Here is a 13,400-nt window from a genome sequence, read left to right on the forward strand (position 1 = left end):
AGCGACTGAGTATATTGTTAGTGACTTACCTTTCGTAAATTACCTCTTCCCACGTTTCAATCAGCTTGGAGAGATCAACATCGGCTGAGAGTTTCAGAATCTTTTCAGGTTTTACCGCATAATCGAAGGCCGTCGGCATCTCTACTTCGATAACCGGGAACATCCACTGGTTCAAAGGGATGTGACTCTGGAAATCTTCGCTAAGAATGAAATCCATGAAGAGCTTCGCTTCTTCAAGATTATCAGTCCACTTAATTATCCCCGCTCCCTCGACCTGAACATATCCCTTACCCTCGGGTATAACGGTTGAGTAGATCGATTCTCCGTAGTAGTGCTTCGAATACGCTCCATCGGTGGCGTAGGAAACCATGATTGGAGCCTCTCCCGACTCGAACTTCTGGAAGGCGTCGTCCCAGCTCAACGAAACCGTCAGAATCGACGGAGTTATCGCCCGCCAGAACTCTTCGAAGCGCTCTCCAAACAAAAGGTAAGTCCATGCAAGAAATGAGAGACCGGTACTGGAGGTTCTCGGATCTTGGATTATTACGCTTCTTTCGAACTCCGGCTTAGTAAGGTCCCACAAGGTTGAAATTGACTCTTCGATCTGACTTCCGTTACAGATGAGCGCTATACTTCCAAAGTCATAAGGCGTGAGTCGCCACTCCTCATCCAGCAGGAGATCGTTGCTTATGATTCTCTCAAAGCCCATGGGGCGATAAGAGAGAAATATGTCCTCTTCGAAGGCCCGCCGCGAAAGAAGATTGTCAATCCCAATAACGACATCTCCATCAAACTTCTCTCTCTCCGAAATAATCAAGCTCAACAGTGAGCCCGAGTCTCCCACCGCACGAAACTCGACGTCAATTCCAGTCTGTTCTGTGAATTTCCCAAAACTCTCTTCGGCAAGCGGTTCGAGGGAATCATATGAGTAGACAGTCAACGCTGATACTGCTGAAAGAGAAAGGAAGAAGATCATCAGTGAGAGCAGTAATGCTCTTCTCATAAAAATACACCTCCTGTAAATGATTACCGGAGGCGCACTCATTGGCCGTCCCTACGCCGGTCCTAACCGGATCAGGTTCATGGGGTCTGCTTTCAGCACTCTCAGCCCTTTGGGCTCCCCCGGCAATCAATTATACCACCATCCTTTTGGTGATACAATTGACGAGGAGGTGGTCATTTGAAGGCTGCAATCCTTCTTACAGGCGATGAGATTACTAAAGGAGTTGTCAAAGACAGTAACGGCGGCTATCTTTCCGAAAAACTCACTGCCCTGGGATTCGAAGTTCAGTCAATAGTCATTGTTCCCGATAGGAAAGAATTCATAGAAAGAGAAATCAGTAACGCTCTGGATAGAGCCGATCTCTTGCTAATAACTGGCGGACTCGGAAGCACTTTCGACGACATAACGCTCCAAACGGTTGCCGATTTTCTTGGGAAAGAGCTGATTTATGACAGCGAGTATCATTCGTCGCTCTCCGAAAGTTTTGAAGAAAGGTATGCTCGAGAAGCTCCCGCAGGGTTGAAAAGACAGTCTTTTGTGATTCAGGACTCCATTCAACTAGCAAATCCATCGGGAAGCGCGAGAGGAGCTTACATAAGAGAAGACAATAAGGAAATCGTTATACTTCCGGGACCTCCAGTGGAGATGGAAGCGGTGTTCAGAGAGGCGCTTAAGTTCATCACGCTCCCACCGCCTTCTTATTCTAGAACAATTGGTTTTGTCGACCTTACGGAACCAGAAGTAGAGGAGTTCACGGAGCAGATGCTCACGGAATTTCCAAGCGTCAAGTTTGTCACGAGAGTAAGATACTTCTCGGGGCCGACTGTCATTCTCACTTCGGATAATGAATCTATCCTTGAAGAGATCTGTTCGTTATTCACAAGACGATGGAAGAAATACGTGTATACCACGACCGGTGAAGAGTTGGTCCAGGTAGTAGTGAAAGAGCTCAAGGCTAGAAAACTATCTGTCTCGGTTGCAGAATCCTGTTCGGGGGGGCGTCTCTCAGCTCTTCTAACATCGGTTCCCGGAGTATCCGATGTTTTTCCCGGTGCAATTGTCTCCTATTCCAACGACGTCAAGATGTCACTTCTGAAAGTGAATGAAGATACTCTGAATCGCCATGGGGCAGTTTCAGAAGAGGTTGCCTCTGAGATGGCGGCCGGAACAAAGATCCTTTTCGGCACAGACATCGGTCTTTCCGTCACGGGAATAGCCGGACCGACTGGAGGCACAGAAACTAAGCCCGTTGGTATGGTCTGCTCTGCAGTCAGGATCGGCGATTTAACAAAAACTTATACCGACATGTTTAGAGGGGATAGAGAGACTATTCAGCTAAGAGGGGCAAGTACTGTTTTGAAGAGATTGTGGAGGTTATTTTGGAACGAGTTTTATATAGAGTGAATGAACCAATCTCCTGGGTTGAAAAAGGAAATTATAATGCTTCGCGAAACTTGATCATCTTCCCAAGTGAGAGAATGCTTGAATCCTTCATTGAGATCCATGAGAAACGTGAAGGAGACGGCTTCTTTTTCTCTCATGATGTCTTTCCATTTGAGGAAATAGGTACTTCTTCGAGGATAAGATCGGAAAGGTTAGCCCTGCTCAGAAAGCTTCTCCTCGGAGAGCTGAGAACGGTTTACACTTCTTTTCACGGAATCCTGAGAAAAACCGTACCGATCGAAGTTTTCGAAGAGCTGTCCTTCAAGGTTGAAGTCGGCGGCCCGATGACAATCAGCGAGAGCCAGCTTCAGAGTCTCGGATATTCGAGATCATTCTCAGTTACTATCCCGGGAGAGTTCGCAATAAGAGGTGGCATTGTAGACGTCTTCATACCCGGATCGGAAATGCCGGTGAGGATAGACACCTTCGACAGGGAAATTGAGTCCATCAGGAGTTTCGATCCCGTCTCCCAGAAGAGTCTACAAAGGTTGAACGAAGTGTTGATTACTCCTGCCGCAGAAGGAATTACGGCTTCGCCTTTCAGAGAAACTGCATTGAAGCGAATCAGGGCGGCCGAGCAGGCGACTGGGGTCTCAGATGAGATTCTCTTAGACCGATTGGATACCATGGACACAACGGCCGGCATCTTCTACGAACGCCAGTCGATACTTCTCGACTTTCTAGAAGGTTACAACGTTATCTTTGTGAAGCCCGACGATGCGATCGTCGAGTATGGAAGAAGAGAACGAGAAACACTGGAACTCCTTTCCGAAAAGGCGGTAAGAAAGTTCCTTTACATTAGGTACGGGGGAGTATCGTCGGAAGTGCTGATGAAGCTCAAGGAATATTCGATCGTTTCCGACGGCGACGTCTCTTCTCTAGACTACGACGAAGAACTGACTGAAGAACTTCAGATCATCAAGAGACCGAGAAGAGAAGAGGAGTACTTACCGAGAATTCCCGTTGTCGACTGGACGGAACTTGAAGAGGGAGACTACGTAGTCCATAAGGAGTATGGCATCGGGCGGTATCTTGGAGTTAGAACGGTAGAGAATATTTTGGGAACGAGAGAATATCTTCTACTTGAATACAGAGATGGGAACAAGATCTATGTACCGGTAGACAGGGTAGATCGGGTCCATAAATATATAGGAAGCACCGAAGGAATTCAGCTGAACTCCTTGCGCGGAACTGCCTGGACGAGACAGAAATCTAAGGTCAACAAAGAGGTAAAGGCCCTCATCTCGGACCTGTCGAACCTCTACGGATCTAGAGAAGTCACTTCCGGCCTTCCGCTCACTGGAGACAGCGAAATGGAGAAGGGCTTTCGCGACAGCTTCCCGTATGTCGAGACAGAAGATCAACAAAAGGCAGTAGAAGAAGTAATGGAAGACCTTCAAAGCACCAAACCAATGGACAGACTCATAAGCGGTGACGCGGGCTATGGAAAGACCGAAGTTGCTTTACGCGCTGCGTTCCGAACGGTGGTATCCGGAAAACAGGTGGCCGTTTTGGTTCCCACTACGGTACTGGCCCGACAACACTACGAAAACTTCGAACGCCGGTTGAATCCCTTTGGAATCAGAGTCGAGATTCTCGACCGTTATCGGACCGATGTACAGCGAAACAAGCTTTTGAAGAAACTCAAGAAGGGCGAAGTCGATGTTGTAGTAGGAACACACTCTCTACTTTCGAAAGAAGTGGGGTTTGCCGACCTCGGTCTCGTCGTGGTCGACGAAGAACAACTTTTCGGAGTCCTTCAGAAAGAGCATTTCAAGAAGCTCCGCCTTCAGGTAAACGTTCTCTCAATGAGCGCGACTCCGATTCCGAGAACTCTTTACATGTCTCTTTCGGGTCTGCGGGATCTTTCGATAATCTCCACACCGCCTGCGGGACGCACCTCTCCAGAAATCTACGTTGGGCAGATCAACGATAGACTGATCAGAACCGCGGTCCTCAGAGAGACCAATAGGGGCGGCCAGACGATCTTCGTTCACAACAGAGTGACTGAGCTGCAGGAGTTACTCTCTCGATTGAGAGACCTTCTGCCCGAAGCTAAGATAGACGTCGCCCACGGGCAAATGAACAAGTCCGCATTCGAGCGAACAATCAGAGACTTCTATCTTGGCGAACTAGACATGCTTTTGTGCACAACGATAATCGAGAGCGGAGTCGACGTTCCTAATGCCAATACTCTTATAGTCGATGACTCTCATAGATACGGACTTGCCCAGCTTTATCAGTTGAGGGGAAGAGTTGGCAGAAGCAACAGAAGGGCATTCTCGTACTTTCTGTACGATCCAAAGAGATTGTCCGATCCGTCGAGAGAGAGACTGAAGGCTTTGAAGGAGTTTTCCGGAGCGGGAAGTGGTATGAAGATCGCCATGCGGGACCTGGAGATAAGAGGATTCGGGACCTTATTGGGAGCGGAGCAGCATGGAAACATAAACTCCGTTGGACTTTATCTCTACCGCGAGATGGTAGAAAAGGCAATGAGGGAACTTCATGGTGAAGAAGAGATCGGAGTAGAGGAGCGAACCGTCGATACTGAACTTAAGAACATTCCATTCGATATGGTTATCCCCGAGGAATATGTTTCCGATTCCATTGAAAGATTGAAGATCTATCGGAGAATAGCCGCATGCAAAGCTCAAGACGAGATAGATGAGATCGAATCGGAGCTTCTGGATAGATTCGGTCGGCTCCCCTCTCAGGTCAACTCGCTTCTCGAAGCTTCGAGGGTAAGATTAGGCGCATTCAACATCGGGATAAAAATCGTAGAATACGATCCACATTCAGAGAGTATAGTTATGTTACACGGTGAAAACCATATTCGGGATTCATTGGGGATCAAAGGAAGAAGGTTAGTTGTAAATGAACGCGAGGGCAAATCGATACTCTACGGCGTGCCGGAAAGACATCTCATGAGAACACTGAAATCGCTTTTTCTTGGAGCTGAGAGAAATGTTCAATGATCCTATATGTGCACTTTCAACACCGCGCGGACTTTCTGCTACCGCTGTAATTAGATGTTCCGGAAAGGGGATAGCTTCAAGGATAAGTCACCTGCTGCCGGACTTGAAAACCTTGAAACCAAGGCATGCTCACTTGACCTCATTTATGGAAGGTGATCGCTATATCGATGAAGTTGTCGTCGTCTTCTTTCAAGGACCGGCTTCGTACACCGGAGAAGATCTAGTTGAGCTTTCTTTTCACGGCAATCCCCTCATAATTGAGAACGCGCTTGAATCATTATTCAGAGTGGGTTTTAGAATGGCCCTCCCCGGAGAGTTCACAAAGAGAGCAGTCCTGAACGGGAAATTCGATCTTGTGAAGGCGGAAGCGATCAACGCCCTGATAGCCTCTAAGACCGAAAAGTCTCTTGAAGCTGCAATCAAAAGCTTCAGAGGATCTCTTTCCGAAGAAGTGGCTTCATTCAGAGAGAAGATGGTTCGTCTCCTCGCCTCAGTTGAAGTCGAGTTGAATTATCCCGACGAGATTGAGACCGACTACTCTTCGCTCTATGACGACCTTGTGAGCTTGAAGAAGGAAATGTGCGAATTCATAGAAAAATCCAGGAACGGTGTTGTGATCTCTCAGGGTATAAAGACCGCAATCGTAGGAGAGACGAATGTAGGTAAGTCGACTCTTCTGAATGCCCTTTTGAAAAGAGATAGAGCGATCGTGTCCGAAATCCCAGGAACTACAAGAGATACGATCGAGGAGGATCTCAACATCGGCGGCGTACTCTTCCGAGTAATTGACACGGCAGGAATAAGACAAGCCGAGAATGAAATCGAAGTGCTTGGAATTGAGAGAAGTCTCAAGGCCATCGAAGAGGCCGAACTGGTAATACTGCTGCGCGACCCACACAACCCTGAGAGCAAAGACCTCGAAGAAGAATTGAGAAACAAAGGAAAGAGGCTTATAGTAGCCGCGAACAAATCCGACATCAGAAAAGTCGAGCAGCATCATTTCGACGTTGTTATTAGCGCAAGAACCGGAGAAGGTTTGAAAGATCTAGAGAAGCTTATGTTAAAGAGAACGGAGGAGATTACTTCCATTGGAGACGAGGTAATCATCAGTGCGAGGCAGAAACAAAAGCTCTTAGATGCGGTCGATTATATTGCCAGATCTATTGAGGTCATCGAAGGTAACATTACCGTTGATGTTTTAAGCACGATGATCGAGCAGGCAGCAAGGAGTCTGGACGAACTTCTTGGAACACACATAACGGAAGACGTGCTGGAGAGAATCTTCAGCGATTTTTGCGTGGGGAAGTGATTTCGATGACTGGAATTCTTTTGCTTTTAGTCGGATCTGCGACAAGATTTCTGCTTTCGCCTCTATGGTTTTTCCTTGCCTGTACACCGTTCTATATAGCCTTTACGGTTCTAAGAAAGAGGTTCGACTATCGAGTTCTGGTCCTGGCTCCGTTTGTTCCCATAGTTGCAGAGATAATCGCAATTCTTTCAGGCAATTTCAGAGCCGGATTTCTTTTTGGTGATGTAATCTGCATAATTACGGTTCTACTGGGAATGGGAGATGAGCGTCCCAAGGAAAAGATGACAAGGGAGCTCGGCCTGTCAGGACCCGTAAACAGAAGAAGGGTCAGTTCGGTGTTCTACACGTTCGGAAGAGTCGCCCAGATCGAAAAAGTAAATATGAGCCAGAGCTATTCGATAGTCCATGAAAATGCCTTCCATTTCACGGTCGATGTGCCCGGAACGGGGAGAGTGAAGATGACAGTTCCGCTTGAAGAAATAGAAGAGGTCTCGGTTCACATGAGCATGTCCCCCGGTGAGCTGTATCTTCCTTCTCTGAGGGATATGTTTCTTCCCGCAAAGAAGATCAAGATGATAGGAAAGCCAAAGATTAAAGACTACTTCCTGCTCGTAAAGACTTCTGAGGATACTTACTCTTTCTATGAGGAGCCGTCGACGGTACTGAGGATTCAAGAGGAAATTGAAGAAGCAAAGAAGAAAATCTCAGTGACCTGAAGAAAGGCCTTCCCTCGACGTCCGTTATTAATACAGCGGTCGATACAAGTAGAGATATTTGTCGGCTAACGATTCTATCAATAACATACTTGTTTTACTAGCTTCATACTTAATGTTACCGGCGCTCCTTCTTTCCTACGATATAATGTCATAAAGGAAGCGAGGTGTTAATTATGGATAAGACGAAGAAGCACCACTTTGATACCCTCTCGATTCACGCCGCAGAGCAAGAAGACCAAAATCAGTCTCTGAATCCACCAATATACATGACCTCTACGTTTACATTTACTGACCTGCAGCAGGCGGAGGATACTTTTTCATTCAAACGACGTGCCTACGTATACACACGAGGTGGGAACCCTACGATAAATCTTTTCGAACAGAGGCTGGCAACCCTGGAAAACGGTGTTGACGGGGTAGCCTTCTCTTCAGGCATGGCAGCCATAAGCTCAGTTGTCATGTCCTTTGCCGCCGCTGGGGATTCGTTAGTTGCCCACAGGAATCTCTACGGCTCTACATTCGGTTTTCTAAATCACCTAATAACGAACTACGGGGTCAAGACGAAATTCATAAACATGACCGATCTTAACGCCGTAGAGAAAGCTATTACTTCGGAGACAAAGCTAATCTACCTTGAAACTCCTACCAATCCTGCACTCGAGATAATCGACATAGAAGCACTCGCTAAGATCGCACATTCAAACGGTGTCAAGGTAGTTGTCGACAATACATTTGCAACACCCGTCTTTCAACGACCGCTTGATTTCGGCGCGGATGTCGTGCTTCACAGCGCAACGAAGTACATATCCGGTCATGGAGACGTAATCGGCGGCTTTGCAACTTCAAAGGACTTCGACTACGTTCAAAAGCTCAAGTTTGGATACATGTGCGAACTGGGGGGAGTGATGAGTCCCTTCAACGCCTGGCTGTTGCTTAGAGGTATGAAGACATTGGGCCTTAGAATGGAGAGACACGAAAAAAACGCAAGGGAAATCGCAAACTTTCTGAGGAACCGCCCCGAAGTAGTGAAGGTATCTTATCCTGGCTTTGAAGATCATCCCGGACATGATATTGCATCGCGGCAGATGGAAGGATTTGGAGGTATCATAAGCTTCGAATTGAAGGGTCCAAGAGAGAACGCTGAAAGCTTCGTGAGAAATCTGAACCTAATCAAACTCGCGGTATCTCTCGGTGATGCCGAGACACTGGTGGAAGTGCCAGCGATGATGACTCACAGAGATTATCCGGAAGAAGAGCTGCACGAATTCGGCTTTTCAAGCAAGACTGTACGAATTTCTGCTGGACTTGAGCATTACTCGGATTTACTCAATGATATCGAAAATTCTCTCGACAAGGTTTACAGACAATGAAAGCGCTTGTCTTTGATGGCACCCTTAAACTGCTGGACGTTCCGTTACCGGTAAGATGGCCCGGAACATCTTTGGTAAAGGTCAATCTTGCCGGGATATGTAATACAGACTTGGAGATCACCCGCGGCTACATGGACTACCATGGAATTCTCGGCCACGAGCTTCTGGGGACGGTTATTGAAAGCGACTCGGCCATCTTGTCAGGCAAACGTGTAACTACGGAGATCAACATTCCCTGTAAGACCTGCGGTCTCTGCAAACAGGGGCTTCTCAAACACTGCAGAAACATCAAGACCGTTGGAATCTCCGACTACCCGGGGGTATTTGCAGAGTACGCGGTACTTCCAGACGAGAATCTTCATGTGATTCCAGAATCTGTTTCAAGTCTGAAGGCAGTATTTACCGAACCTCTGGCAGCGGCCGCTCAGGTCTTCGAGTCCGTAGAACTCTCACCGGATCAGAGAGTCTGCCTGATTGGTGACGGAAAACTGGGTTTGCTTATTTCAATGGCTCTTTCGGCAAAGAAGATTGAACACCGACTGGTAGGTAAACACTCCGAAAGGATAGGGCTTCTCGGAAGCAGCTCCGGTGCGCTATTTTTGAGTATCGATGAAGCCGAATCTTACGACAGGCACTTCGATATCGTAATCGAAGCAACGGGAAACTCTTCAGGACTTGCTCAAGCGCTTAGGGTAGTAAAGCCACAGGGGAAGATAGTGCTGAAAAGCACGTATCAAGGAATACCGTCATTTGACGTGACGAGCGTGGTCGTTAGGGAAATAGAATTGATCGGTTCAAGGTGCGGACCCTTTGATAAAGCTATTTCCATGCTTGAAGAAGGAACGGTAGACCCAACAACACTTATCGAGAATATCTTTCACATCGACGAATCACTAAAAGCTTTTGAAGCGGCAAAGAAGTCGCTCAAGGTGATAATAAGGATGGATTGATTTTGAGCAGTAAATATAGGATGTACTTCTTTGATCTGGATCACACGATCCTTGACTTTGAAAGGAGCGAAGTAGAATCTCTTCTAGAGCTCTTCAAAGCGCGAGATATTGATCTCTCTGAAGAACAGGTGAGATCCTATCAGTCTATAAATTCAAAGTGGTGGGGCTATCTTGAAAAGGGAACAAGGAATAAAGAAGAAGTAGTAGTCGGAAGGTTCAGGGAATACTGTGATTCTATTGACGTAAGCTTTGATCCTGAGGAGCTTAACGATGAATACCTTACAAGGCTTTCGAGAAAGGCATATTTCCTGCCCGGCGCAAGAGAGTTTCTCACGACCCTGAGGCGACAGGGTAAACGGATGGCAATAATAACCAACGGTGTATATCGCGTACAGCATAACAGATTTCTATCTGCGGGCCTCCCCGAATTTTTCGAATTCTCACTTTCTTCCGAAGAGGCGGGAGTGGCAAAACCCGATCCAGGAATATTTCATGAAGCAATCCGCAGGGCTGGCGTTCAAAAGAATGAGGTTGTGTATATAGGAGACAGCCTTGAGTCAGATTATAGAGGAGCCGAGAATGCGGGAATCGATTTCATCTGGTTTGGAAAACATGTCAGGAGAAACAAAGGCCCCGTTAACATAGCAAGAAACTACGACGAGCTATTAATGCTTCTTGTCTAGCTGCTGTTCCCTTGCGTTAGTTTCCAGTTCCCGACAAGGGCAACGGGGAGGTTAGAGGTATGAGGTTAGAGGTAAGAAGATCAAGCTCTTATCGCTCTTTCAACCTCTTCCCTCTGACCTCGGCTTTTACCAAGAACCTGGACGCGCAGCGTCGGAACGAAGAACCGGTGTTTATTGGCGGGGACGCTGTACCGTTGACTGGCAAATGGTTTTCATCAGCGTACATCGGGTTCTTGCTCCTAAGCGAACAGCGGCTCTCAGGACCTGGATGCTGAAACAAGTTCAGCAGCACAGGCCGACGTTTTCGGAATCAGCAAACACTGTCGTACCCGGCTCGCTTTCTCGAATGTTCTTAACTTAGTCATCCCGAACTTGTTTCGGGATCTGTGTTTGCATCTTCGAAGGCGGAGGACGGAGGACCTTTGACTGGCAAACGGTTTTCATCAGCGTACAGCGGATTCATGCTCCTAAGCGAACAGCGGCTCTCAAGACCAAGATGCTGAAACAAGTTCAGATGACAGGTTGACGTTTTCGGAATCAGCAAACACTGTCGTACCCGGCTCGCTTTCTCGAATGTTCTTACTTAGTCATCCCGAACTTGTTTCGGGATCTGTGTTTGCATCTTCGAAGGATCCTCTCGGAGGACGCTGTACCGTTGATTGGCAAACGGTTTTCATCAGCGTACAGCGGGTTCTTGCTCCTAAGCGAACAGCGGCTCTCAGGACCTGGATGCTGAAACAAGTTCAGCAGCACAGGCCGACGTTTTCGGAATCAGCAAACACTGTCGTACCCGGCTCGCTTTCTCGAATGTTCTTAACTTAGTCATCCCGAACTTGTTTCGGGATCTGTGTTTCCATCTTCGAAGGATCCTCTCGGAGTACGGTGGGCCGTTGACGGTTGACCCGAGACTCTTCCTGCGTAACAGCCTCACTTCCGGTGATGTTCTTCGCCGCATCACTTCAGCTCTCGCCAGTCTGCTAATTTCGGAGGCCGGTGGACCGTTGACTGACAAAGCCATCTACTCTCAAATTTTTGAAGACCTTCCCGGAAGCTTATCACCAAGTTATGATAAAATCCGATTGGCCGTGTAGCAAGTTGATTTTTGGTGGTGAGCTTTATGGATTATGGTTCTCTTATCAGGTTGATCGGCTTCGGATTGTCGTTACTCATGCTCTTCTTTTCTTTCAGATCGTACAGGCGAAAGCGGTTGATCGACGGCATGCCAACTTCGAAGGCACACGGGGTCTTCATAGGTCTGGTGGAAGTGTCGGGAAAGGTAGAATGCGAAACCCCAGTTACGAGTTATCTCACAGAATCTACATGCGTGCAGTACTCGTGGGAGATCTCTGAACACTGGAGCAAGACGACTACAGAAACCTATACCGATTCAAAGGGGAAGACCAGAACGAGAACAAAACGTGAGAGTGGTTGGAAGACAGTCGCATCTGGTGAGTCGATGTGTCCATTTGATCTCCGCGACGAGACAGGCACGATTCAAATTAGACCCGAGAAAGCGAAAATCGAAGGAGTGAGAGCGATGGATTTGAGATGCAGACCGTCCGATCCGCTGTACTATGGCAAGGGTCCTGCAGAATCGATAATTCACTCTGATCACTTAAGAATGTTCACTGAATCGATTATTCCCCTTGACGCAAGAGTTTATGTTATCGGCCAGTCGAGAGAAAGAGAGGATGTTGTTGCCCCTGAGATCGCTCATGATGAGAGTTCACCCCTCTTCTTGATTTCAACTCGTGAAGAAGAGAGAATCAGCAAATCGTACTCGCTAAACTACTGGCTGCTTTCTCTAGGTGGATTGGGAGTATCGTTGATCTCATTCTTCATAGCAAGCAGGATTGGCTTTTATAGATGGATACCTTCCGGAGTCTCAGATTACTTGATGCCGACCGGAATATATCTGGGCCTCTGGCTGATAGGATGGTTTTGGACTACTTTCAATAGCCTCAAATCACTTAGAGAAAGAGTGAGACAGGGCTTTTCACAGCTTGAGGTTCAGCTGAAAAGAAGGCATGATTTGATACCGCGCCTTTCTTCCGCCGTCTCGAGTTTGATGAAGCATGAACAGAGTATCCAGACAAAGATTGCAGCTCTCAGAAGCGAGGCAGCCGTAAACGGGAAGGCAGCCAAACGCCTCCTGGTTCTTGTCGAAGACTATCCCGAATTAAAATCAAGCGAAGCAGTATCCAGACTTCAAAGAGAGCTATCGGATACCGAAAATAGGCTAGAACTCGCCAGAGCTTATTACAATAACATCGCGACATTTTACAACACAAGGCTCGAGAGAATCCCCGACAATGTAGTCGCTACACTGGCGCGTCTAAAGAACTGTGAGTTATTGCTTCAATCAGAAGGCGACGGAGATTCCAAATAGACCTCCATCGGGGCTGGATGTGCTTTCGATAAAAGGTATGTCCAGCTCGAAATAGAACTTCCCATTCGTCAAGAAGAGGCCGGGAACGATACCAGCTTCGCTGGCCACGAAAAGCTGAAGTTTGGCTCCAACCATCCAGTCTCGTATGTAAAAGCCAGCCATCGGGGCTACTCTGAGGAAAGGTATGAAGTAGTCATCTCCGCTTATTCCGCTTGGTTTTTTGCCTAAAAAGACCCCTCCACTCACCAGAAGGGCTGCGTTTCTGAAGCCCGGGACTCCCAGCTTTGCCCCAGCTTCGACCGTAGCTGCCGGCGCGGAAATGAAGATGCTTGGAATTGCCACCCTAAGTGAACCTTCGAGATACTCCGTAAGACCCATCCTGGCAAGATACTGGAAACTCCAAGGGGCAAGAATAGATTCTTCGAAACCCACAAGGAGATCCATTCCAACGGCCTGTTTCAACGTGCCGCTAGGTAAAATCTCCGGTCCCATCATTAAAGCCATCGGAACGCAACCAGAGAGCAGAAACACAATTACCAAAGAAAAAATCATCCATTTCATA

The 13,400-nt window shown here is 47.5% G+C and carries 10 protein-coding genes and 1 riboswitch; of the genes, 8 read left to right on the forward strand and 2 right to left on the reverse strand.

Annotated features, from left to right (window positions below):
• Positions 1–25 precede the first annotated feature (25 nt).
• The gene (locus V513_RS11015; RefSeq protein ID WP_099772789.1) at positions 26–1,003 is read right to left on the reverse strand and encodes a thiamine ABC transporter substrate-binding protein; all 978 of its coding nucleotides are present in this window, start codon (positions 1,001–1,003) and stop codon (positions 26–28) included.
• Positions 1,004–1,033: 30 nt separating this feature from the next.
• Positions 1,034–1,134, reverse strand: a riboswitch (TPP riboswitch).
• 46 nt (positions 1,135–1,180) lie between these two features.
• Here V513_RS11015 and V513_RS11020 point away from each other — a divergent pair.
• The 8 genes from V513_RS11020 to V513_RS11065 all read left to right on the forward strand — a co-directional run bounded on the left by V513_RS11020 (position 1,181) and on the right by V513_RS11065 (position 12,838).
• Positions 1,181–2,407 (forward strand): nicotinamide-nucleotide amidohydrolase family protein, encoded by a 1,227-nt coding sequence (locus V513_RS11020; protein ID WP_099772790.1) that lies wholly within the window; start codon positions 1,181–1,183, stop codon positions 2,405–2,407.
• Positions 2,383–5,421 carry a transcription-repair coupling factor gene (gene mfd / locus V513_RS11025; RefSeq protein WP_099772791.1) on the forward strand — a complete coding sequence of 1,013 codons (3,039 nt, stop codon included), beginning with the start codon at positions 2,383–2,385 and terminating at the stop codon, positions 5,419–5,421. Before V513_RS11020 ends, mfd begins: the two co-directional genes overlap by 25 nt.
• Entirely contained in the window at positions 5,411–6,730 is a 1,320-nt protein-coding gene (gene mnmE, locus V513_RS11030; protein WP_099772792.1) for a tRNA uridine-5-carboxymethylaminomethyl(34) synthesis GTPase MnmE, read from the forward strand. The genes mfd and mnmE overlap by 11 nt, the downstream gene beginning before the upstream one ends.
• Positions 6,731–6,735: 5 nt before the next feature.
• Positions 6,736–7,446 (forward strand): hypothetical protein, encoded by a 711-nt coding sequence (locus V513_RS11035; protein WP_099772793.1) that lies wholly within the window; start codon positions 6,736–6,738, stop codon positions 7,444–7,446.
• Positions 7,447–7,619: 173 nt separating this feature from the next.
• Positions 7,620–8,816, forward strand: coding sequence for a trans-sulfuration enzyme family protein (locus V513_RS11040; RefSeq protein ID WP_006486627.1), 1,197 nt, complete (start codon positions 7,620–7,622; stop codon positions 8,814–8,816).
• Positions 8,813–9,766 (forward strand): MDR/zinc-dependent alcohol dehydrogenase-like family protein, encoded by a 954-nt coding sequence (locus tag V513_RS11045; RefSeq protein ID WP_099772794.1) that lies wholly within the window; start codon positions 8,813–8,815, stop codon positions 9,764–9,766. The genes V513_RS11040 and V513_RS11045 overlap by 4 nt, the downstream gene beginning before the upstream one ends.
• A 2-nt stretch (positions 9,767–9,768) precedes the next feature.
• Complete coding sequence (locus V513_RS11050; RefSeq protein WP_257212086.1) at positions 9,769–10,449, forward strand: YjjG family noncanonical pyrimidine nucleotidase; 681 nt, start codon at positions 9,769–9,771, stop codon at positions 10,447–10,449.
• A 1,117-nt stretch (positions 10,450–11,566) separates the two neighbouring features.
• The gene (locus tag V513_RS11065; protein ID WP_099772795.1) at positions 11,567–12,838 is read left to right on the forward strand and encodes a LemA family protein; all 1,272 of its coding nucleotides are present in this window, start codon (positions 11,567–11,569) and stop codon (positions 12,836–12,838) included.
• Here the strand turns inward: V513_RS11065 and V513_RS11070 are convergent.
• The gene (locus tag V513_RS11070) at positions 12,812–13,399 is read right to left on the reverse strand and encodes a hypothetical protein (protein WP_099772796.1); all 588 of its coding nucleotides are present in this window, start codon (positions 13,397–13,399) and stop codon (positions 12,812–12,814) included. The genes V513_RS11065 and V513_RS11070 overlap by 27 nt on opposite strands.
• Between the last annotated feature and the right edge of the window lies 1 nt (position 13,400).

Source organism: Mesotoga sp. H07.pep.5.3, from assembly GCF_002752615.1.
GTDB classification, from domain to species: Bacteria; Thermotogota; Thermotogae; order Petrotogales; family Kosmotogaceae; genus Mesotoga; species Mesotoga prima.